At 65.2% G+C, this 19,358-nt stretch carries 20 protein-coding genes; 14 read left to right on the forward strand and 6 right to left on the reverse strand.

What is annotated here, in order from left to right:
• Positions 1-44 precede the first annotated feature (44 nt).
• The 3 genes from ASE00_RS21845 to ASE00_RS21855 all read left to right on the forward strand — a co-directional run bounded on the left by ASE00_RS21845 (position 45) and on the right by ASE00_RS21855 (position 2,583).
• Positions 45-986, forward strand: coding sequence for a DUF2493 domain-containing protein (locus ASE00_RS21845; protein WP_056383887.1), 942 nt, complete (start codon positions 45-47; stop codon positions 984-986).
• 113 nt (positions 987-1,099) lie between these two features.
• The gene (locus ASE00_RS21850) at positions 1,100-1,768 is read left to right on the forward strand and encodes a hypothetical protein (RefSeq protein ID WP_056383889.1); all 669 of its coding nucleotides are present in this window, start codon (positions 1,100-1,102) and stop codon (positions 1,766-1,768) included.
• A gap of 407 nt (positions 1,769-2,175) precedes the next feature.
• Positions 2,176-2,583 carry a single-stranded DNA-binding protein gene (locus ASE00_RS21855; protein WP_013849894.1) on the forward strand — a complete coding sequence of 136 codons (408 nt, stop codon included), beginning with the start codon at positions 2,176-2,178 and terminating at the stop codon, positions 2,581-2,583.
• A 75-nt stretch (positions 2,584-2,658) separates the two neighbouring features.
• Here ASE00_RS21855 and ASE00_RS21860 read toward each other — a convergent pair whose 3' ends face one another.
• Complete coding sequence (locus ASE00_RS21860) at positions 2,659-3,093, reverse strand: thermonuclease family protein (protein WP_013849895.1); 435 nt, start codon at positions 3,091-3,093, stop codon at positions 2,659-2,661.
• Between the two features lie 306 nt (positions 3,094-3,399).
• Between ASE00_RS21860 and ASE00_RS21865 the strand changes: the two genes are divergently transcribed.
• Positions 3,400-3,564, forward strand: a complete 165-nt coding sequence (locus ASE00_RS21865) for a hypothetical protein (RefSeq protein ID WP_013849896.1) — start codon at positions 3,400-3,402, stop codon at positions 3,562-3,564.
• Between the two features lie 107 nt (positions 3,565-3,671).
• On the forward strand, positions 3,672-4,193 hold the full coding sequence (locus ASE00_RS21870) for a hypothetical protein (protein ID WP_013849897.1): 522 nt from the start codon (positions 3,672-3,674) through the stop codon (positions 4,191-4,193).
• Positions 4,194-4,331: 138 nt separating this feature from the next.
• Here the strand turns inward: ASE00_RS21870 and ASE00_RS23925 are convergent, their stop codons facing one another.
• A complete protein-coding gene (locus tag ASE00_RS23925; protein WP_030091328.1) occupies positions 4,332-4,682 on the reverse strand; it encodes a hypothetical protein in 351 nt (116 codons plus the stop codon).
• A 259-nt stretch (positions 4,683-4,941) separates the two neighbouring features.
• On the opposite strand from ASE00_RS23925, the gene ASE00_RS21880 reads away from it, so the two are divergent.
• The 9 genes from ASE00_RS21880 (at position 4,942) to ASE00_RS21915 (ending at position 11,594) form a co-directional block, all read left to right on the forward strand.
• The gene (locus tag ASE00_RS21880) at positions 4,942-5,334 is read left to right on the forward strand and encodes a DUF3768 domain-containing protein (RefSeq protein WP_013849899.1); all 393 of its coding nucleotides are present in this window, start codon (positions 4,942-4,944) and stop codon (positions 5,332-5,334) included.
• Between the two features lie 192 nt (positions 5,335-5,526).
• The gene (locus tag ASE00_RS23930; RefSeq protein WP_013039042.1) at positions 5,527-5,703 is read left to right on the forward strand and encodes a hypothetical protein; all 177 of its coding nucleotides are present in this window, start codon (positions 5,527-5,529) and stop codon (positions 5,701-5,703) included.
• Positions 5,704-5,715: 12 nt separating this feature from the next.
• On the forward strand, positions 5,716-6,480 hold the full coding sequence (locus tag ASE00_RS21885) for a ParA family protein (protein ID WP_013849900.1): 765 nt from the start codon (positions 5,716-5,718) through the stop codon (positions 6,478-6,480).
• Positions 6,480-7,427 carry a ParB/RepB/Spo0J family partition protein gene (locus ASE00_RS21890; protein WP_013849901.1) on the forward strand — a complete coding sequence of 316 codons (948 nt, stop codon included), beginning with the start codon at positions 6,480-6,482 and terminating at the stop codon, positions 7,425-7,427. Before ASE00_RS21885 ends, ASE00_RS21890 begins: the two co-directional genes overlap by 1 nt.
• Positions 7,428-7,657: 230 nt before the next feature.
• A complete protein-coding gene (locus tag ASE00_RS21895; RefSeq protein WP_031295761.1) occupies positions 7,658-8,194 on the forward strand; it encodes a plasmid mobilization protein in 537 nt (178 codons plus the stop codon).
• A complete protein-coding gene (locus tag ASE00_RS21900) occupies positions 8,187-9,308 on the forward strand; it encodes a relaxase/mobilization nuclease domain-containing protein (RefSeq protein ID WP_007688043.1) in 1,122 nt (373 codons plus the stop codon). Before ASE00_RS21895 ends, ASE00_RS21900 begins: the two co-directional genes overlap by 8 nt.
• A gap of 168 nt (positions 9,309-9,476) precedes the next feature.
• Positions 9,477-10,085: a DUF6088 family protein gene (locus ASE00_RS21905; RefSeq protein ID WP_007688042.1), complete on the forward strand. Its 609-nt coding sequence runs from the start codon at positions 9,477-9,479 to the stop codon at positions 10,083-10,085.
• Positions 10,078-11,127, forward strand: a complete 1,050-nt coding sequence (locus ASE00_RS21910) for a nucleotidyl transferase AbiEii/AbiGii toxin family protein (RefSeq protein ID WP_007688041.1) — start codon at positions 10,078-10,080, stop codon at positions 11,125-11,127. Before ASE00_RS21905 ends, ASE00_RS21910 begins: the two co-directional genes overlap by 8 nt.
• A gap of 263 nt (positions 11,128-11,390) precedes the next feature.
• A complete protein-coding gene (locus tag ASE00_RS21915; RefSeq protein WP_007683427.1) occupies positions 11,391-11,594 on the forward strand; it encodes a hypothetical protein in 204 nt (67 codons plus the stop codon).
• A gap of 48 nt (positions 11,595-11,642) precedes the next feature.
• Here the strand turns inward: ASE00_RS21915 and ASE00_RS23935 are convergent, their stop codons facing one another.
• The 4 genes from ASE00_RS23935 to ASE00_RS21930 form a co-directional block, all read right to left on the reverse strand.
• Entirely contained in the window at positions 11,643-11,801 is a 159-nt protein-coding gene (locus ASE00_RS23935) for a hypothetical protein (protein ID WP_007683426.1), read from the reverse strand.
• Positions 11,802-11,925: 124 nt separating this feature from the next.
• Positions 11,926-13,698 carry a UvrD-helicase domain-containing protein gene (locus ASE00_RS21920; RefSeq protein ID WP_014072624.1) on the reverse strand — a complete coding sequence of 591 codons (1,773 nt, stop codon included), beginning with the start codon at positions 13,696-13,698 and terminating at the stop codon, positions 11,926-11,928.
• Positions 13,691-15,757 carry an ATP-dependent nuclease gene (locus ASE00_RS21925; protein ID WP_007683423.1) on the reverse strand — a complete coding sequence of 689 codons (2,067 nt, stop codon included), beginning with the start codon at positions 15,755-15,757 and terminating at the stop codon, positions 13,691-13,693. The genes ASE00_RS21920 and ASE00_RS21925 overlap by 8 nt, the downstream gene beginning before the upstream one ends.
• A 159-nt stretch (positions 15,758-15,916) precedes the next feature.
• On the reverse strand, positions 15,917-19,357 hold the full coding sequence (locus tag ASE00_RS21930) for an ATP-binding protein (RefSeq protein WP_056383892.1): 3,441 nt from the start codon (positions 19,355-19,357) through the stop codon (positions 15,917-15,919).
• Position 19,358: the final 1 nt, after the last annotated feature.

The following is a 19,358-nucleotide window of genomic DNA, read 5'->3' on the forward strand; positions in this document are numbered from 1 at the left end:
GGCGGGAAGGCCGCCGGCCCTGCGACACGGAAAGGCAATCCCTCATGACCAGCTCCCTTTCAGCAGTGCTCCAAGCACTCGAACTCGGCCATCTCGACCTGACGGGCGACCAACGCACGATGGAAGCGCCGCCACCGGCCGAGGCGCTCGAACAGACCGTCAGCGCCATCTGGAGCGATCTCTTCGCGCTCTTCCCCTTCACCGCGCTCGAACGCGACATCGAGGATCTGGGCTGGGGCTTCGTCAATCTCTTCCACCGCGCGGCCGCCAAGAAGCATCAGCTGATCGACCGCCTGACCGACGAGATCCGGCTCCTGCTCGCCGAGCAGGACGGGTCGGAGATCGCGACCGCCGATCTCGAGGACAAGATCGATCTCGCCCGCAAGGTCGAGCAGTCCGCCCAGGCCTATGAGGGGATGCGCGACACCGCGGCGCGCCACTATCTGCACGAGACCGGCCGCTCCTGGGTGCCCGCGACCGGCAACCGCATCTCGCTCGGCACGACCGCTGCGATCGTCGATGGCCGGGCCTATTTGCAGGCGCGGCGCGAGCGGGTGCGCGATGCCAATATGGTCCATGGCACGCCCGTGGTCTTCGCCGGCGGGCGCCTTCGCTTCGCCAGCGACGACGAGGCCAAGCAGTTTGCCGACAATCTGCTGCGGACCCTCAAGGCCGTGCGCGAGCGTGTGGGCGACATGTATCTCGTCCATGGCGGCGACATGAAGGGCATCGAGCGTCTTGCAGCATCCTGGGCCGAGCAGAACGGCATCCAGCAGCTGCGGTTCGGCCTTGATCGCAAGCTTGGCGATCGTGCCGGCTTCCGGCGCAACGAGCAGATGCTCTCGGTCAAGCCGCGCTACGTCATCGCCTTCCAGGGCAACGGCGTCACCGAAAGGCTGGTGATCGAGGCCAAGGCGCGCGGCATCCATGTCGTCGATCGCCGCGGACCGCTCGGAACGCCGCCGGCGGCTTTATCCCGCGGCTGACCGCCGTGCCGGCCGCTTCGGCGGCCGGCTTTTCTCAATCTCACGAATGCCGGTGCCGGAGGGGAGGGGGCGGGGTGGATGCGTCCCTTGTTCCCTTTCGGAGGTTCCGCATCATGTTCATGCCCGATCGCGCCAGTGCGTGCGCGCTCCTTGCCTTCCGCGCCGCGCATGGCCGCCACTGGAAGGCGAAGCTGCTGTCGTTATGGTCAACGGGCAGCGATGTGGACGAAGCCGATGGCGCTTACTTACGGCATTTGCGCAACCAGGCCGGTCCCTCCTGGCTCCGCCAGCTGACGCCGCGCCGCTGGCGCGCGATCGAAAGATTGGCGGCGCCCGGCGATCCGGTGCTTGCAGCCGTGTTTCTTGATCGTGCGCGCGAATTTCATCGCGGCGCGCAGATTGGCGCGCCTATTGCGCTTGCGCCGGCACTGCACTTGCTCGCGATCTCCTGCGAACTGGGTTTGAAGGCGCATCTTTTGGGTCATGGCTGGACGGACGATGCGCTGGCCCGCGATATCCGTCATGACCTTGTCCGCGCCCTCGACGAGGCGCGGCAGCTAGGCCTGCCGGCGCCCGGTCGTCCGCTGGCCGATTTCATCAAGAGCCTCGGCCCGGCCTATGCCGTGCATCGGATCGACGCGCTGGTGGCAGGTGGCTATGCCTGCGACATCGGCGCCGTGCTTTGCGAGACCGGGCAGCTCCTCGATGCCGTGGCGGCCTGCCTGAGGCCAGCCACGCCAGGCGCCGCCACCTTGCGTACCTCCTCTTCCCCCTCCGCGTGATCGTGCAACGGACGTCGTGTCGAGCCCGCGAGTGGCCATGCGAAGGATCTACAATCCCGTCCTGCGGCTCAAGGGACGGGCAGATAAGGCACGGGCGTAAGGTCCGCGAGATGCCGGACCGGCGTGCTCGGCAAAGCCGGCAATATCGGCGGTTTCGCTGGGTGGGCTCCGGTCATGGCCCAAGCGACGCACCGTCCTTCTCCTCATCTGATCCCTAAGCCGGCCGTCCGCCGCATCCAACCCGCGAGCCATCGGGCCGAGTTGCCGTGTGCCACGGCTGCCCGCACCACCCCTTGTCTCGGGGTTCCCCGGCGCTGCGCTGCCGGTGGATGGGCCGTCCTGTCCGCCTTGGCCGGGGATCAGTCGAAGGGACGGTCCCTTGGACCCACATCGAAGGAACCCAAGCCATGCAGAACCTCGTCATCCTCGCCGGCAATGTCGGTGGCATGCCGGAAACCCGCACCACCCAGGGCGGCACCCGCATCACCCATTTCAGCCTCGCCACCTCGCGCCCGAAGCGCGACAGCAACGGCAAGATCCTGCGCGACGACAACAATCGCCGCCTCGAGGACACCGAATGGCACCGGATCACCTGCTTCAACGGCGTCGGCAAGACGGTCGAGCAATATGTCGACAAGGGCATGAAGGTCATGGTCCGGGGCCGTATCCACTACACCCGCTGGACCGACAGCGAGAATATCGAACGCTACGGCGTCGAGATCATCGCCGACGAGGTTACCTTCCTCACCCGCGCCAAGTCGAACGAGAATAGCGGCGGCGGCAACGAGCCCGAGGACGATGAAATCCCGTTCTGAGGTCGGACAGGGCGGCCCGGCGGCATCGCCGCCGGGCCTCTTATCCTGTTCAGGCGCGGCATGGTCCCAAGCGGATCAGCGGGATCGGCATCGCCCCTTGGCATAGCGTTCCCAGCGCAGCACGGTGCCGGTAGCGATCATCGCGCAGCTGAGATCGCCGATGCCGGGCGCGCTGCACCAGGCGCCGGTCCGGTTGCCCTTGGCCTCGCCGGTCGAGACGCAGCGCATGGTGGAGCCAGCCACGCGGATATGCCCGGTGGATGTCTGGCCGCGCGGTCCGCCAAGCAAGCGCACCAACGCATCGCGGGCGGCCGGGCCACTTGCTCTCGGACAGGGCTGGCCGGGGCGGCAGCTGTTGTCGATCTCGCGCGCGGCAATGCCGGCGAGCCGCACATGGGCGCCCTCGCGGCACCAGATCGGGCCATCGCCATCCCAGACGCGCGTCGGTGTGCAGGCGAAGGTCTGACCATTGGGGACCACGGCGGCGGCAAGCAGGAGCGGGAACAGCATCCGGCGGGGCTAACCGACAAGCGGCGGCCTGTCATCCGGACCCCGTTGGATGGAGCGGCAGGCAGGGCAAGGGGTGGGGCGCGACATCGGCGGGGACCTGGCCTCCTGGCCGGCGGGTTCGCCCGCTCTCAATCGGCGCGATCCTTGGTCCACCCGGTGACCTTTTGCGATCAACCCGCAAGGGGTCCGGTCGCTTCGCTACGGCTTTTTGGGCCTACAGCCGAAAAAGTGATCGCGGCCACCGGCCGGACACATCGGGCGCCTGTCGAGCGGGACGAACCCGCCGGCGCGCAAAGGAGCCTCGACATGTTCACCGACATCGCAATCGCACGCCGCCATGCCTTCAGCCTCTCGCGCAGCCTCATGGTGGTCACCTTCGTCATCGCGATCGGGCAGCATTATGGTGTCATCACCGCCGAAGACGCCGACGGCAGCGTCGCCATCGTCACCGAATTCGATCCCTTTGCCTGACGGCTCGTCCGGGAGCCGCTCGGCTCCCGGTTATTCCCCTCGCTTCGCTCGCGGCTTGCGCCGACGACGAGAACCGATTGTTCAGATGCCGCGACTATGCTGTGATAATGACGATTGAGGCTGAGATAGCGAATGCCCGCGATGATGCCCTGTGGGCGCGTATCACCCAGGAGGTGAACGCCTGGCGCGGTGCCTGTCTGCAATGCTTCGCCTCGGTGGAGGTGGCCGTTACCGAGACTTTGCTGCATCTGAGCGCTCAGCCGGGACGAGGACAGTCGGTGAAGCTGCGGCATTTGGTCGGGCAACGGCTCGATGACCTTGCTGCACTCGTCAATGAGGGCGGCCCCTTTTCCGTGGAGGGAAAGGGTGTCGCGAGCCTGCTGGCGGAATTTCGGCACCAGGAAGGGCTGCGCACGATGCTCGCCCATGGCCAGGCGAAGCTGACAGTCGAACGGACCAGTCGATGGGCCGCCATCTTTCGTGTGATCGCGATCCGGGCACGGCAGGCTGATCGTTCGACGCTCGTGATCGAAGAGAACGAGGCGGCGGAGAGGCTTCAGCAGCTCCGTAAGGTATCGCAGAAATTGTGTTCTGCACTTGGCAATCTGCGACGGGCGGTTGCCGTCTGAAAGTCGGATTTCTCTGCATCTATGCCCTGAGAATGGCGGCTCCGGCGCGGCCGGACCGGGCTCTAGGCTTCGCCCTGAGCCTTGTGCCAAGTCTCAGCCCATTCGGGTGACGATCCCTGCCGTGGCTGCTCGCACTTCTCAACCCTGCGCGCAAACGATGGCCCGGCCGGTCGCGCCGCGCGCTGGAGGGCAGTTGGCCAGGCCTGCGCGCAGGTGCTCATCGTGCAGCAATATGTGCCAGGGACGGTCATGGCCGCGCGCCGCGAGATAATAGGCCGCGCCGTCGCAGCCGACCATGCGGCATCGGGCCTGCCGGTCGATGAGGCTGGCGCCTGCTCCATGGAGCCCGATCAGGGCATCGACATCCTCGCGCATCAACCCGCCGCAGCGGCGGCATTGCGATCGGACGAGGATCTGGCGCAGCCGCATCGCCTGGAGTGACGCGGTCCAGGCCGGGGCAAGGCGGAAGAGAGTGGCGCTGCTCGTCATAATGAGCGGAGGATAGCGCCGGGCTCTCCGCGGAGCCAGAGGATCGGGACACCGCGATCATCTCTTCGCGATCCCGCCCGCCAAGACCTTCCTCCTGTCGGCTCGCCTGGCCGGCGCGCGCGCCCGTGCAAGCCCGCTCCGCGCGCTTCTCCACTGCCGTTGCGACCCTGCGGGTGCTCGGCCGCGCTCTGCCGCCGGCCCTTGGCACGCCTGTCGGAAGGCCCCGGCGGGCGGGGCTGGACAGATCAGGAGCGTTCTCATGTCCCAATCCTCCCCGAATGCGATGAGCCAGGCCGAGCGGATCGCCCGCGTCGCCGAACTCAATGACGCGCTTCGCCGGTCCATCCATAGCCCGGGCCGCAACCAGATCGTGATGACCGCCGGCGTTGCGGCGCTGATCGGCGAGGTCGCCCTGTTCCGCGGCTTTCGCCGACGCGCGGAGATTATCCGGATCGTGCGCGACTATGACAGCTTCACGCCCGACAACGATCCGATCGGCGAGCATGATTTCGGCCGCTTCGAGTTCGAGGATGCGATCCTCTACTGGAAGATCGACTATTATGACCTCGAGCTCGCCTATGGCTCGGCGGATGCCGCGAACCCCGAGGTCACGACGCGCGTGCTCACCATCCTGCTGGCCGACGAATATTGATCCGGCGCAGCCATCCCCCCGACCGGGGGGATGGCCCGCCCAAGTCTGCTTGAGCAGACTATGCGGGCAACGGACGCCGCGTCCGCAAATGTGGGAGGGGAGGGCGCGGGTCCGAGATGCCGCGCGATTGCGCGTGGCCGGCGCCAGTGGCGCCGTTCGCTTTGCCCTTCACCGGCTCCAAGGAGACCTATCATGGCCGCATATTTCGCCGCGCATCCCGATCACGCGTTTCTCTTCGCGTTCGGCTGCTTCGCCCTCACCGTCTATCTGTTCCGCTATGTCGGTCCCGGCATTGGCGGTGGCGGCGACTGGTCCTCGCGCGATCATTATGAGCGCAACCTGCGCGATGGTCCGGACGACTATTGCTGAGGTGCCGCGGTCATGAAGACGATCGTGGTCAGCCTGCTCAAGGGCGGGGTCGGCAAGACCTTCCTCGCCACCCATCTCGCCTGGTATCTCGCCGAACCGCCTGAGCGCCGCGTCGCCTTCGTCGATCTCGATCCCCAGGGCAGCTCGACGCGGCGCCTGGGCGGCGAGCGGCAGGGCGGGTTTTCCGCCGACCTGTTCGATCCTGCCGCTGCGCTCAGCGCCGACGGGCAGGCCGGGCTGACCGTGCTCGGCGCCGATCCCCGCCTGCAGATGGTCAAGGCGGCGCAGGATGTGCGCGACTTCATCGGGCGCTTCCCGGCGCTCCGCCCGCATTTCGACTATTGCGTCATCGACACCGGTCCCAAGTGGGACGAGCTCACGTTGAGCGCGATGGCGGTCGCCGATGCCGTGATCGCCCCGGTGCAGGTTGCCGAGGATTCGGTCGAATGCGCCAAGATGCTGCTGACCGCGTTGCGCAAGGCCGAGGCCGCGCGCGCCGGCCGCAAGATCGCTTTCCTCGGGCTCCTCCCCTCGATGGTCAATCCGTTCGACCGGCGCGAGATGGAGAATGCGGTGAAGCTCGCGCATGCGGTCGGCGAGAAGCTCATGTTCCCGGCCTTCATCAAGGCGCGGCCGACCTACAAGCATGCCGCGGAAAATCATCGTCCGGTATGGCAGGAGAACGGCAGCGGCGCCAAGGCGGCGGCCGAGGAGATCCGCGCGGTGCTCGCCGAGATCGAGCGGCGCATGACAAGCCAGGAGGTCGTGGCCGCCTGATGGGCAAGTTCGACGAGCGCATCGAGGAGTTCGGACTTCTTGTCGGCGACCATGAACGGGCGCGCCGGGTCGAGGATATCGAACTTGCGCGCATCCTGCCCGACCCCGGCAATCCCCGGCGCAGCTTCGACGATGACGCGCTCGCCGAGCTGGCCGCCTCGATCGCGTCGCGCGGCGTGCTGCAGCCGATCACGGTCACGCCGCCCGACGCGAAGGGCATGCACCGGATAAGTCTGGGCGAGCGCCGCTTCCGCGCATCGCAGCTGGCGGGCCTTGCCACGATCCCCGCGATCGTCGTGCCGGTCGGCGAGGGGGTGCAACTGCTGGCCGACCAGATCGTCGAGAACGACCAGCGCGCCAATCTGTCGTCGGTCGAGCTCGCCCATGCGATCGCCCGGATGCTGAAGGGCGGGATGAACCAGGTCGAGATCGCGGCGGCACTCGGCCGATCCAAGCAGTTCGTCTCGCTCTATGCCGCCTATGGCGACATGCCGGCCTATCTCAAGGCGGCCCTGCCGTTTGCGCCTATTCGCCTTCTCTATGATCTGCACCGGACGGCGAGGGACTACCCTGCCGAGGTCGAGGCATATGTCGCCAGCTGGGGCGACGCCGGCGCAACGCTCGCCGCAGGATCGCGCTTCATCGCCGAACTCAAGCAGACGCACCCGGCGCCGGTCCCTCCGCGGGCGCCTGTGGCACAGCCATTGGCCCCCACCGACCGCGATCCGGTTCGATCGGGCCTCACGGACAAACCCTCCGCGCCGATCCGATCTCCTAGACTACCGGTCTTGGTCGACGGCTTCCCTGCGTGGCTCCCGCTGGCGCCTTTGGTCACGGTGATTTTCGAGGATGGCCGCGAGCGTGAAGTCGCTGCCTCGTCGATCGGTCCGACCGGCGAGAGAAGCGAGGCCTTGCCAACAACTGACCCGCCTCCTCCGCGTTCGTAGTTTATCTTGCACGATGGTTTGGGCCGTACCCTTCGGGGTGCGGCCCTTTTCGTGTCGATGGGCGGGGGCGGCGCCGAAGGCGCCGCCCCTTGCTGCGGACGATCGATGTTCGAGAGGGGTTTGCTGGCCGAAGAACAATAGTCTGCCCAAGCAGACTATAAGATGAGTTGAGTAAAGGTGAGGGCCGGATAGGCTTGGCGCCGGGGATGTATGACAATAGCGTTGGGGACATGCCCGTCCTCACCTTTCGGCTCGACGATGATGTCGCCCAGCGTTTCGCCGCGCTCGCGGCGGTATCGGGCGGCCGCTCGGCGCTGCTGCGCCGCTTGATCGGTGACGCCTTGGCCATGGAGGCGGGGGAGGGGCATCAGGCGCCGCGCGCCCGCCAGCGCGCAACCTGCCGGGTCGAGGTTCGGCTGATCCCGGAAGAGATCGCCGCGCTCGACCGCGCGGCGGATGTGCTGGGGATGAAGCGTACCGACTGGATCACCACGTTGCTGGCGCGGCGCTTGCGCGCAAACGCGCCCTTGCCGCGCGAGGAGCGGGCGGCCGTCGCGCAGGCGTGGCGCGAGCTCAATCGGATCGGGATCAACCTCAACCAGGCGACCCGCGCGCTCAACGCCTCGGTGATGGTCGAATCCGGCCTCGACGTCGCGCGGGAAGCGGCCAGGGTCGCAAGCTTTAGGTCCGAGATCGTCGATGCGCTCGCCGGTCTCGGGGCCGCGCTCAAGGGCGATCTTCGCTACTGGGACATGGCCGATGCGTGAGGAGGAGGGGGTTCTCCCGCTTCCCAGCCTGATGGAGGCCTGGCGGCCGCCGGCAGGCGGCAAGCGGACCCTGCGCGGCGCCTATGTTCGGATCAAACCGGGCGGAAGCGGGGGCGGGGCCGCCCGGCCGATGTCGATGGGCCAGGCCGAGGCGCGCGCCAAGCTCGAGCGGATCGTGCGCAAGGCGCCCGAGGTGATGGTGAAGGTCTCCGGCAAGCAATATGGCGCTCATCATGTCGCCGAGCATTTCGGCTATGTGGCGCGCCACGGGAAGCTCGCCGTCCGATCGAGCGAGGGCGAGATTATCACCGAGCCGGATCGGCTCAAGGCGATCGCTCAGGACTGGGCGATGCTCGACGAGGCCATGAACGAACATGGCCGGGAACGGCCGACGTCGATGTCGCTGGTGCTGTCGATGCCCGGGGGATCGACCGACGCCGAGACGCTCCATGATGCGGCGCAGGCATTCGCGCGAATCCTGTTCGAGGGGAACCATGCCTATATGCTGGCGCTCCATACCGACACCGATCATCCCCACGTCCATCTGACGGTGGCGACCGAAGGGGCGGACGGAACCCGCTTCAATCCGCGCAAGGCGGATCTCCATCATATGCGTGAGACCTTCGCGCATGAGCTGCGCGCGCGCGGTGTCGCGGCGGAAGCGACACCCCGGCGGGCGCGCGGTCATGTCCAGAAGCGCGTGCGGTCAGCCGCGCTCCATCTCGATGCCCGGCTTGGGGCCGAGGGGCGCAGGCTCAATCTCGCGCAGCTCAACGAACTGCGGGCGCAAAGCTTCGTGCGTGCGGCCGACCAGGAGCGCCGGCCGGAAGATGTCATGGCGCTGGCGCGCCAGAAGCAGATCCGCGGCGCCTATGCCGAGGCCGCCGTCGCGCTCGCCGCCACCGGAAAACCGGAAGATCGGGCCTTGGGGCAGGAAATCGCCGGCTTTCTGGCGGCGATGCCGCCGGCGGTGTCGCGGCGGCTCGCGCGCGCACGGGAGATACTGCAATCCGAACGGCCGCCGCAGGAGCGCCGAAACGAGCCGGAGGGCGTTTCGCCGCCCACAGGTGCGGACGAGGGGCGGCCACCGCCTCACCGGGATCGGGAACGATGATGGCCGGCGCTCCCGCGGGCGGCTTGCCTACCTTGCCTGTGTGGCCTTGGCATCCTATCTGGATGCGATGCCAAAATATCTTGGAAAATAGCGAATTTAGGCGCTGATACGCGCTTCTAGCTTGTTAGAAAAAAGCGTGCTATTATCTAACAGATAGGAGCACAGCCAGTGTCTGCGGTAGCCGATCGGATCATGAAGCGCGTGCGCGGCAAGGGCCGCGGCTGGGTGTTCACGCCCAAGAGCTTCGTCGACTTCGGGACGCGTGGGTCGGTCGACATGGCGCTGTCGCGCCTCGTGACCGCCGGCGACATCCGGCGCATCGGCCGGGGTCTTTATGACTATCCGCGCCAGCATGACAAGCTCGGTGCGCTCAGTCCCGATCCCGCCAATGTCGCCAAGGCCCTCTCGACGCAGAGCGGGGACAAGCTCGCACCGTCGGGCGCGGCGGCGGCGAACAGGCTCGGGCTATCGACCCAGGTTCCCGCCCGGGCCAGCTATGCCACGACCGGCCGCACCCGGGTCAGGCAAGCGGGCGGGCGCAGCCTGACGCTCAAGCACAGCCGCGCACCGGTGCTCGACAATGCGCCGGACTCGGTCAACGCGGTCGTGCAGGCGCTCGCGCATCTGGGGAAGGACAATATCGATAGCGACAAGATCCGGCACTTCGCCGCCCGCCTCGATGATCGCGACATGCGGATGCTCGCCCAGGCCAGGGCCGAGATGCCCGGATGGATGGGCGACGTCGTCTTAAAGATCGGCGCCGCCCGCAATGGATGAGTTCGCACGCAGACCAGCCGAGGATCGGCGCGCCTTTATCGATGAAGCGGCGGCGCGGCGGGATCTGACGCCGATCATCATCGAGAAGGATTTCTGGGTCTGCTGGACGCTACGCCGCCTCGTCATGTGTCCCGACCTCGCCGGTCACATGACCTTCAAGGGCGGGACCTCGCTGTCGAAAGCCTATGGGATCATCGCGCGCTTCTCCGAAGATATCGACCTCACCATCAGCCGCGCGGCGCCGCTGCTCAGCGAAGTCGCCTCGCCGATGGACAGCGACATTACCGGCAAGGAGCGCGAGCGCCGGACCAAGGCGCTCAAGGCGGCGGCACAGGCTTATGTCGCCACGGTCGCCATGCCGATCCTGGCGCGCGAAATCGAAGTCGCTCTCGGCACGGCCGAGGGCTGGAGCCTGGCGCTCGATCCCGACGACAAGGACCAGCAGACGCTGCTCTTCGTCTATCCGCGCACCTCGGGTTACGGGCTCGCCTATGGCGAGAATTACGGCGGCGCGGATGAAAGCGGTTACATCAAGCCGCGCATCAAGCTGGAATTTGGCGCCCGCGGCGACACGGAACCGTTCGCGCTTCGACCGATCTTGCCCTATCTGGCCGAAGACTTTCCCGAGGAACTGCCGGATCCGGTGACCGAGGTGCCGACGCTGGCCGTTGCGCGGACCTTCTGGGAAAAGGTCACGATCCTTCATGCGCTCCATCATAACGGCAAGCTGCGCGAGGGCATGTCGCGCCATTATTATGACGTGCTGATGCTCGACCAGGCGGGCATCACGAACGAGGCGATGGGGCGGATCGATCTGCTCGAGCAGGTCGTGCACAACAAGAGCCTGATGTTCGCGGACAGGTCGGCCTCCTATGACACCGCCGTGGTTGGAACGCTGCGCCTGTCGCCCGATGGCGCGACTTGGGAGAAGCTTGAGCGGGACTATGGCGCGATGTCGGAGATGTTCATGGCCGCGCCGCCGAAATTCGAGGCGTTGATGAAGGGTCTGGCGGCGATCGAGGGGACGATCAACGGGCGTTGATGCCGGAGACCGCGAATGAGCAAGTAATCTAAGTATTTGAAATAGAACGATAAAAGACTGATAATATTTCTTATGTTAAATCAGTGCCAGCATCGCACAAGCGAGTGGCGGCTCACGCACCGAAGTCTGGCGTCAAAAGCCGAAGGCGCACCGAAAAGCTGCTCGGGCTGCCGAAACCCGACAGGTTGGCAACCAGCTGGGTTTCGTGCCTGCACAAAGATGGGCTAAATGCGGGACCAATGGAATCGAGCGAGGGAACTTGCATGATCACCGCCAAGCACATCCCTTGGGAGCCGATCGGCACTTTGCCGGAAGACCGGAAAGACGGCCGTCGCTTGCTGCTCTGGGAGGTTGACCTCCCTGTGATCGGGCGATGGGATAGCGACCGTGAGGGCTGGGAAAATCCCGAAAGCATGCATATCCTGGAAGAAGTCATCTACTGGGCCGACATCACCCCACCCGTGTGATGAGTGGATAGGAAGGGGTTACTTATCGGTATCCGCAGTTCGACTGATTCAATAGTGCGCCAGCGTCCGGCCGATGCCGATCCGTCTGAACGGCGGCTTGGTCTTAAAGATATCGATGAGATCGAAAGCGCCGAGCGCGAAAGCCGCGATGTCGTTGCCGGCCTTCAGGACGATGAGCTCGCCGGCATTGTGTCTCTTCGCGATCATGCTGTTGTTGGGATGAGAGGTGCTGTCTCCCGCGGCGGCTCCGCTTCGAGCCAAGAGAAAATCTGGCTAAGATCGTGGTCCGTTTAGGCAGCGATCGTCACCATCGGTGGTGCCTCTCCCTTGGTCATGGCGCGGCCCCGCCCGCGGGATCTGCTGGAAGCGGGATCACATTGGCCTCGCCGAACAAAGCTGTCACCTTCGCCATCGCGAGCTCGCTTAGAATCTGGGTGAACAACAGCGCCAATCGGCGCTTCGGTCTGGAGCACGCGACGTAGAACAGGTTGCGATTGCTCTCGAAGGATTCGACCTTGTCTGCCGGGGGGCCTGGGTCGAGCCGTTCCAGCATCTGCGCGAAATTATACTTGTTCCAGCCACGGCCGACGATGACGAGCACGTTCTCGAACTCCGCACCCTTCACGCCGTGCTTGGTGGCGAAGGGCGTGTGACCATCGATGAACGCATCCACCGCCATCAGCTCGGTGTAGGCGACGTCCCGTAGCCTTCGCAGCTGGGCGATCCTCCGAGACTCGCCTTCGACCGGTTCGGGTCCGGCGTCGGCCAAGCGTTGCTCGCGGTCCAGCACCGCCTCGGGCAGATGCATGTGAGCCTGGCCTTTGATGAGGTCGATGACGGCGCCGATCGTGCCGGTCGCTCGCAATTGGATAAGCTGTTCGAGAGACTGCGTCCATGCGACCTTGTCGTGATGCCGACGGATGCACGGCCTGCCGGCGCCTAGGCTCTCAAACATCTCGCCATAGCGCTTCGCCTGAAAGGCCGCGCATGCTGGCTCGAGCTGGTCGGCCAGAAATTTGATGTGGGGGTCTTCTTTCTTGAGCCAGGCATCGTTGAACTGGCCATAAATGCTCTGGATGGTCGGATAGCCCTGTTCCTTCGCCAGCACGCTGTGGCTGAGCATCAGGATCTTGGTGCGTTCGACGGCAAAGTCCCAGCCCTCATCCGACAATCGCTGCTTCAGGTGATCGAGATAGGCGCGTGCCGCCTCGGGGCTCGTGTCGCCAGTCCAGTGACCACCGCCCTGGCCCGTTCGGCGCTGGCCCGGCCATGCATTCGTGTGAAAGATTCGAGCCTCACCCGGCGCATCCGGGTCGCTGGGGATCTGTTCGAGATCGGGTCGCATGCGATTGAGCACCGCGACGATGGGTTCGGCGGATCGGAAATTGGCGTTTTTGTCGATCACCTCGAGTGCTGCGTGCTCGACCGCACCGCATCCCTCACCGTAGATCTTCTGCCAATGGTCGCCGAACAGGCCAATGATAGGCCCCGTACCCGTACCTAGGAAATGCTGCTTTAGAGCCTCTACGAAGCCCGCATCGGTGTCCTGATATTCGTCAATCAGCAGCACGGGATAGCGCTTCGCTAGCACTAAGCGAAACTTGGGCCGTGCCAGCAGCTCCGTCATCAGCGTCAGCACGTCTTCGTGCTTCAATGACACCTCGTCTGGCGTCACCCGGGGATAGCCGAGGTCGTAATTGACCTTCCTCGCGCCTAGCCCCCCCACCCCGGCATCGGCGAGACGTTCTCCCCATCCCGGCAAGTCAGGCACGATCGCGCGGAGCTGGGGCTGAAAGTCCTGCAATACTGACCAACAAAATCCGTGAATGGTCTCCGGCCGAACCGCCGGGTGGGCCTGAACGCGCGCGATAATCTCATCCTTCGCCACGTTCGTGAACGTGATGCAACCAATCTGTTGGCGCTTACGCACAAGTTCCGTACCGCGAAGTTCGATCAGGCGGCGCAGCGCCTTTTCTAGGGAATATGTCTTGCCTGCGCCCGCGCCTGCCTCGAGCCGGAAGCTTTGTCCGGCATCGAAGCACGCATAGACACGCTCAAGTGCAAGGCGGCCGGCCGCGTCGGCGGCGGTCTCTTCGTCAGCCATCGACCTGGGCCCCATCAGCCGCGTCAATCACTTCGGCGACCAACTCGGCGGCGATCGCGTCTGGCCCGAGGGTCGGCGCTGGATTGCCTTGGGCAAGCCACCGCAACCCTTCGCCGATGTAGCGCGGCGTCCGCCACTCGGTGTTTACGATCGCATGTTCAAGCGCAAAGCTGGACTTTTTCTGTTCGGCCGCATGCTCATAGGCGAGCGTCGCCTGGTCGCCCTCGCCGAGATCGAAGAGTTCTGGATTGGCGAGGATGAAGGCATCCTCAAAGCTGCGAGCACATGGACCGCCATCCTGCTCGGGGATCTGATAGGCGAGCCGTCGTCCGCCGTCGGTCTTCTCCTCGGTCGACTTGTCGAGCAGCTGGGCTGGGCTCACGTCGGGCTCGTACCAGCTTTTGATACAGGCATTGCTGGTGAATGTGCCCTCGGCCACACGAACCGCCACGCGCTTGTTCTTGGCCCCGGGCGCAACGGAATCGATATCGGTGATGATCAGCGTGCGCAACTCGAGGAACGCCAGCAGGCCGAAGAAGCGATGGGCGTAGGCGCCGCCGACCTCCATGACAGTGAGGTACTGACTGCTTAGTTGCGGCTCGCCTTGCGCGGCAGCGTCGGTCTTGCGGATCATCGCCGGAAGGAGAAGGCGTTCAGCGGTTCCTTCGATCAGCACCGCCTTGTCCGCAAAGAAAAGGTCGCAGCGGGATAGCGTGAGATATTGATGAAGAAAATTGCGATCCTCTTCCGGCGCGCCGCCCATACCCTGCCGGAGATCCTTCACAACTGAGCGCCGGAGGCCCGGGCCGTCGGTAACCGACAGAAAATAGCGGAGGCTCTCGAAGCGGGCTTCGTTCGCCATGTGGGGCGAGTGGGTGGTGACGACGAACTGGACCGGCCACGGACGGTCGGCGTTCAATTGGGCGACGAACGCGTTGGCGATGTACTCCAGCTGGCGTATGAACACCTCCTGCATCTGGGGATGCAGATGCGCCTCGGGCTCCTCGATAAAGATTAGATGCACGCCGGCCGCTGTTGGCGTTCCCTGGAACTCGCGGAAGAAGCGCAGGAGCTGTAGTAGCATGTAAACGAGGTTGCGCGCGCCGAGGCCATTGTAGGTTTCGGGCAGGGTTACGCCGTTCACGCCCCGGTAGCGCAGGCGCGTGTGGTTGCTGAGCAGCTTGTCGACGTCGAAGCTGGTCTCTGTCACCAATCCCGGGTCTACAAGGCCAGGATATCCAAACAGGTCGAACGTGGGCAGCAGTGAGGTCAGCTTGGCGTTAAAACCGATATGCAGATCGCCCTGGATCTGATCGACCGCCTCCTTGAGCTGCTCGGCGGTGCTGCGTCGCGTTGGATCCAGTTCGTCCGTCAATGCCGATTGGAAGAGCACCTCGACCACCTTGCCGAGCACGTCGCGCTCGCGGAATGTATCGTCATCCAGCCCGCGCTGGGCATTGATGAAGCCGCCGCCGACGAGCGCGGACAGGATCTTTGGTTCCAGTGTCTTCCGGTTGGTCGGGTCGTTCGGATCGACCGCTTCCAGCGATCCGGCATAGGCCGAGGCAATGCGATTTCCGAGTTCGCGGTAGAGCCGGGCGCGGTCCGCCTCCGGATCTTCGAGCGGCTCCGTTAAATCAACGAACAACGCCTGTAGCGCATTGGCCTTCGGCGCGAACCGGAACTCCAGCCGGGCCTCGTGGCAATCGGGATTCAAGTCGATGATGCACTCGCTAAGCGGCCCAAGATCGGCCGCATCGACGTCATAGCCGATATCGAGCACGAGCTTGATTGCTGGCAACTGTCCGAGCGTCTCGGACGAATCTTGCTGCGCGCGGAAAGACACAAGCGATGTCCAAAAGCATTCGTGACACCCGAGCGAAAAATCTTCGAGGCGGAAACTCAGGGCGCGATCGGACAGCAAGCGCCGGAACAGCTCGGCGATCGACGTCTTGCCGCTGTTGTTGCGGCCAACGATGAGCGTCGTCTGTTCTTCGAAACCGATCTCCACGTCGCGGAGGAGCCTGAAGTTTTCAATCTTAGCTCGGTTGATGCGCATTTTCCCCCCTATTTTGGCGCTATATAACCCGGGCGATGAACCCTAGCGTCAGCGCGCCCGACGCCATCGGCTTGGGCGCCGATCACCTGGACGTCCGCACGGCGGAACCAAGGATCGGTCCCGAAGATGATCATGGCGCTGTCCTCTAGCCGCATCGCGTCAAGCGAGCTCGCACTTCGAGTGGAGGTCGTCACCGACAACGGACTTGGCAATCTCGACAAGGTGGGGATGGTGCGTGAAGAACAGGACCTGCGTGGAACAGGCCACCTCGGCGAGCACCCTGAACCCCGCTTCGGCGCGCTCGTCGTCGAAGTTCACGAACAAGTCATCGGCGAGAAACGGCAGGTTGACCCCAGCCTTCACCGATTGCTCCAGCGCCGCCAGCCTAAGGGCGAGGAAGAGCTGGTCGGTGGTGCCCTCGCTCATGGCGCCCACCTCCACCATTGTGCGTCGATCGTCCCTCAGGCCCAGCAGCCGCGGGACGCTTCCGTCGGCGTCCACTCGTAGCGCGGCATAGCGGCCGGCGGTCAGAATCGAGAACAAATCGCCGGCGCGCAACAGCAACGGATCTTGATGTCTTTCGCGGTATTTCTCGATCGCCCACTTCAACGTCAGCGCCTGAGCACGCTTCAGGATGTACTGTTCGGCAAGGACTTCAAGCTCGGCCTTCGCCTGTTCCGCGTCCGATGCCGCGTCCACCGCGGCTGTCCCGCCCGCGTCGAGGGCGGTGAAAGCAGATCTGGCGTGGCCATGCGCCGTAGCCGCTGCGGCCACCTCGTCGTTCAATTCCCCCAACCGTGCATCCAGCGACGAGACGTGGCTCGCGATTTGGTCAGGATTAGAAGCGGCGACTGCGGCGACGAGTTCGTCCAGCGTGAAGCCGTCCCCTTCCTCGACGATCCTGCGTTCTATGGCGGCCCGCTCCACCGTCAGCCGGCGCTTCGCGCGCGACCGTTCGATCGCTTCCGATAATTCCGCGCGATCCGTCGATTTGGTTTCAGCGAGCGCGGGGGCCAGCGCCGCGTCGGCCGTGGCGAGCTTCGCCGAAGCCTCCTCGAACTGATCCGCGCGGCGGCGCGCTTCCTCATCCAGCGAATCGATCAGCGTGGCGGCCGACCTGGCCGCCGTGAGGCAATTCCTTAGAGCGCCAAGCCGCGTCGCCGTGTCGCCCGCGGGAACGTTGGAGCCATCGGACAACTTCTCTACCCGCTCCATGTGATTGCTGGCGTCCCTGCGGATCGTCTCGACCCTCCTGCGCAGGTCTGCCTCTGCCGCGATGGCGCCACGAAGATCATCGAGTAGTTCCAGAACCGCACCGCAAGTGACGATGTCCAGCTGCAGACCGGCTTCGTCCATTACTTCTCGCCAGGACGTGACGTTCGACGCGTCCTCATCGTCGAGGCGCTGGTGCCGCCGGTCGAGGGCGGAGGCCTCCGCGGCGATCTGGTCCAACTGTTCTGCGGCAAGACGGCGCTGTTGCGTAAAATCCTCGTATTCAGCCCGCTTCCGCTCGGCTGCCGCGAGTACCGGCGTTAACGGTCCGCCGGCGTCCGCAACCTCCAACGCCTGCGCCAGCGCGGCCCGGCACCGGTCACGCCGTCCGACAATGGAAGCGAGATCGGCCCGCAACGTCAAGCCATCGCGATGGGCCTCGACCGCCGCGTCCCGCGCCGACCGCCAGGTTAGGAAACGGGTGGGCTCGAGGGCTGGCAGGCCGGCCGCGGTCAATCGCGCCGCCCATGCCTCCGCTGCTTCTCCATAACGCTTGCGGGCATCTTCAATCCGGCCCTGCGCTTGTTTGGCCTGAAGATCGTGCGACGCCTTGGACCGCTCGAGCACGGAGAGGCGGCTCGACTCCTCGGCCAGCGAAAAACGGAGGACCATCTTCTCGTCCACACGGGACACGCTTGTCTCGTAGTCGGCTACGGCCGCTTCTGGAGACCCGAGTGGGGTCCCCGCAAGGACATTCTCACGGATGGGTTGCCAGCAGTCCTGGCGGCTCAAACGGACCGATGCGATCTCGTCCTCGGACACGACGGTGCCGGTCGCGAGTTGGCCAATCTCCAGCGCAACCTTCTCGGCCTCTTCGGTCCAGTGCCGGAGCTGCTCCTCTTCACGGCGAACTTGGCCGAGAATTTCGGCCAGTTCGCTACGTGCGGACTCGATCTCCTCGTCGCCCACCTCGGGTAGCACCAGCAGCTCGTCGATTCCGCCCGTCCACGGCGAAAGGCGGGTGAGCAGGGCGGGCAGCGACGATGCCAACGCTTCGACCCTAAGGCCGGCTCCTTCGCAACGAGCGTCGGCATCCGATCCGAGCGCGCGTGCGGCGTCGACCGCATCAATGAGCGCCTCGGAAGCCGCGGCGGCCGATGCACCATCGAGCCGGTCCTGCGCGCGCTTCCTTCGGTCGTCGAGATCGTTCCGGCTCTCGGCGATCTGCCTTCTCGCGGCGGCGTTCTCGCCGTGAGTCCGGGAGAGGTCGCGCAACTTTGCCGCCAAAGCGCGTGAAGGTGTGGCGTCCGCGTTGGGTCCCGCTTCGGCCCTCAAACGGCGAGTCAGCGCCTCCGCGACGACGAGCTCCGCCTCGCGCCGGACTAGATCCTGCGCGGCCTTCGCGACGGCGCCCCCGTCCGCGATGAGCTGGTCGATCTCGTCCGCCTTTTCCAAAAGGGTCGGATCGGCCTCGATTTTGTCCCGACGGTTTTCCGCGTCAGCCTTTAGCTGCTCTGCGGTCGACCTCTGGCGCTGGGCCTCCTCGGCCTCGCGGATCACGCGTTCCGCCTCGTCCTCGCGTTGCACACTGAGATCAACGATGGTTTCGTAGCCGAGCAGGGTCTCGGTCTGCTCGTCGCGCAGCCGTACGAGCGGGGCGAGCCGCCTTACGCGGTCTGCAGCCCTCAGCTCCGTTTGGACCACGTCGCGGGCGTCTCGAGCCAGATTGAGTGCGGCCTGTGCCTCCAGCATCGCGTTCCGTGCGTCAGACCAGGACTTGGGCTTGAGAGCTGCGTCTCGGATCGTCTTGGTGGCTTCGGCGAGCTGGCGGTGCGCGAAGGTAAAGCTGCGTCGCTGGGACGTCGTAGGCGCCCAGATGGCATCGGCCTCGCCTTCGAGCTTCTTGAGCTCGTCGGCGACGCCGGTGAGGCCAGAACCCGCGGCGAACAACGTGCGGCCGAGGTCGTTCTTGGCTTCTACCATTGCCTTGCCTCCCGAGCGCAGGGCATCCTGGTCGAGACTGAAGGAGAGGCTGAAGGTTTCGCGGGTCTGCCCTTTCAGCATCGAGGCAAGGGGAGCCTCGTCGATCGCTGCGTCATTCGTGTCAAGCAGCGTGCCGGCCGTACCCTTTTTCCGGCGGCACGCGAACGTCCGACTACCGTCCTCCAGTACCGCACCGACCCTGAGGAGGATGTAATCGAACATGAAGTTGTACGGCGACCGCTGGGGGAATCCGAAAAGGAGGTCTGACACCGCCGCCAGCGAGGTCGTCTTGCCGGCTTCGTTCGCCCCATAGATGATGTGGAGGTCGGGGTCGCCGGACCGAAAGTTTAGCTCGCAGTCCGCGAAGCGGCCGTAACGTTCGAGGGAAAGGCGGGAGAAACGCATT

Source organism: Sphingomonas sp. Root710 (assembly GCF_001429065.1).
Taxonomy (GTDB): domain Bacteria; phylum Pseudomonadota; class Alphaproteobacteria; order Sphingomonadales; family Sphingomonadaceae; genus Rhizorhabdus.

What these genes read in the sequence shown, in the direction of transcription:
- ASE00_RS21845 (WP_056383887.1), top strand. Translation starts at nt 45, where the DNA reads ATGACCAGCTCCCTTTCAGCAGTGCTCCAAGCACTCGAACTCGGCCAT.
- ASE00_RS21850 (WP_056383889.1), top strand. Translation starts at nt 1,100, where the DNA reads ATGTTCATGCCCGATCGCGCCAGTGCGTGCGCGCTCCTTGCCTTCCGC.
- ASE00_RS21855 (WP_013849894.1), top strand. Translation starts at nt 2,176, where the DNA reads ATGCAGAACCTCGTCATCCTCGCCGGCAATGTCGGTGGCATGCCGGAA.
- ASE00_RS21860 (WP_013849895.1), bottom strand. Translation starts at nt 3,093, where the DNA reads ATGCTGTTCCCGCTCCTGCTTGCCGCCGCCGTGGTCCCCAATGGTCAG.
- ASE00_RS21865 (WP_013849896.1), top strand. Translation starts at nt 3,400, where the DNA reads ATGTTCACCGACATCGCAATCGCACGCCGCCATGCCTTCAGCCTCTCG.
- ASE00_RS21870 (WP_013849897.1), top strand. Translation starts at nt 3,672, where the DNA reads ATGACGATTGAGGCTGAGATAGCGAATGCCCGCGATGATGCCCTGTGG.
- ASE00_RS23925 (WP_030091328.1), bottom strand. Translation starts at nt 4,682, where the DNA reads ATGACGAGCAGCGCCACTCTCTTCCGCCTTGCCCCGGCCTGGACCGCG.
- ASE00_RS21880 (WP_013849899.1), top strand. Translation starts at nt 4,942, where the DNA reads ATGTCCCAATCCTCCCCGAATGCGATGAGCCAGGCCGAGCGGATCGCC.
- ASE00_RS23930 (WP_013039042.1), top strand. Translation starts at nt 5,527, where the DNA reads ATGGCCGCATATTTCGCCGCGCATCCCGATCACGCGTTTCTCTTCGCG.
- ASE00_RS21885 (WP_013849900.1), top strand. Translation starts at nt 5,716, where the DNA reads ATGAAGACGATCGTGGTCAGCCTGCTCAAGGGCGGGGTCGGCAAGACC.
- ASE00_RS21890 (WP_013849901.1), top strand. Translation starts at nt 6,480, where the DNA reads ATGGGCAAGTTCGACGAGCGCATCGAGGAGTTCGGACTTCTTGTCGGC.
- ASE00_RS21895 (WP_031295761.1), top strand. Translation starts at nt 7,658, where the DNA reads ATGCCCGTCCTCACCTTTCGGCTCGACGATGATGTCGCCCAGCGTTTC.
- ASE00_RS21900 (WP_007688043.1), top strand. Translation starts at nt 8,187, where the DNA reads ATGCGTGAGGAGGAGGGGGTTCTCCCGCTTCCCAGCCTGATGGAGGCC.
- ASE00_RS21910 (WP_007688041.1), top strand. Translation starts at nt 10,078, where the DNA reads ATGGATGAGTTCGCACGCAGACCAGCCGAGGATCGGCGCGCCTTTATC.
- ASE00_RS21915 (WP_007683427.1), top strand. Translation starts at nt 11,391, where the DNA reads ATGATCACCGCCAAGCACATCCCTTGGGAGCCGATCGGCACTTTGCCG.
- ASE00_RS23935 (WP_007683426.1), bottom strand. Translation starts at nt 11,801, where the DNA reads ATGATCGCGAAGAGACACAATGCCGGCGAGCTCATCGTCCTGAAGGCC.
- ASE00_RS21920 (WP_014072624.1), bottom strand. Translation starts at nt 13,698, where the DNA reads ATGGCTGACGAAGAGACCGCCGCCGACGCGGCCGGCCGCCTTGCACTT.
- ASE00_RS21925 (WP_007683423.1), bottom strand. Translation starts at nt 15,757, where the DNA reads ATGCGCATCAACCGAGCTAAGATTGAAAACTTCAGGCTCCTCCGCGAC.
- ASE00_RS21930 (WP_056383892.1), bottom strand. Translation starts at nt 19,357, where the DNA reads ATGCGTTTCTCCCGCCTTTCCCTCGAACGTTACGGCCGCTTCGCGGAC.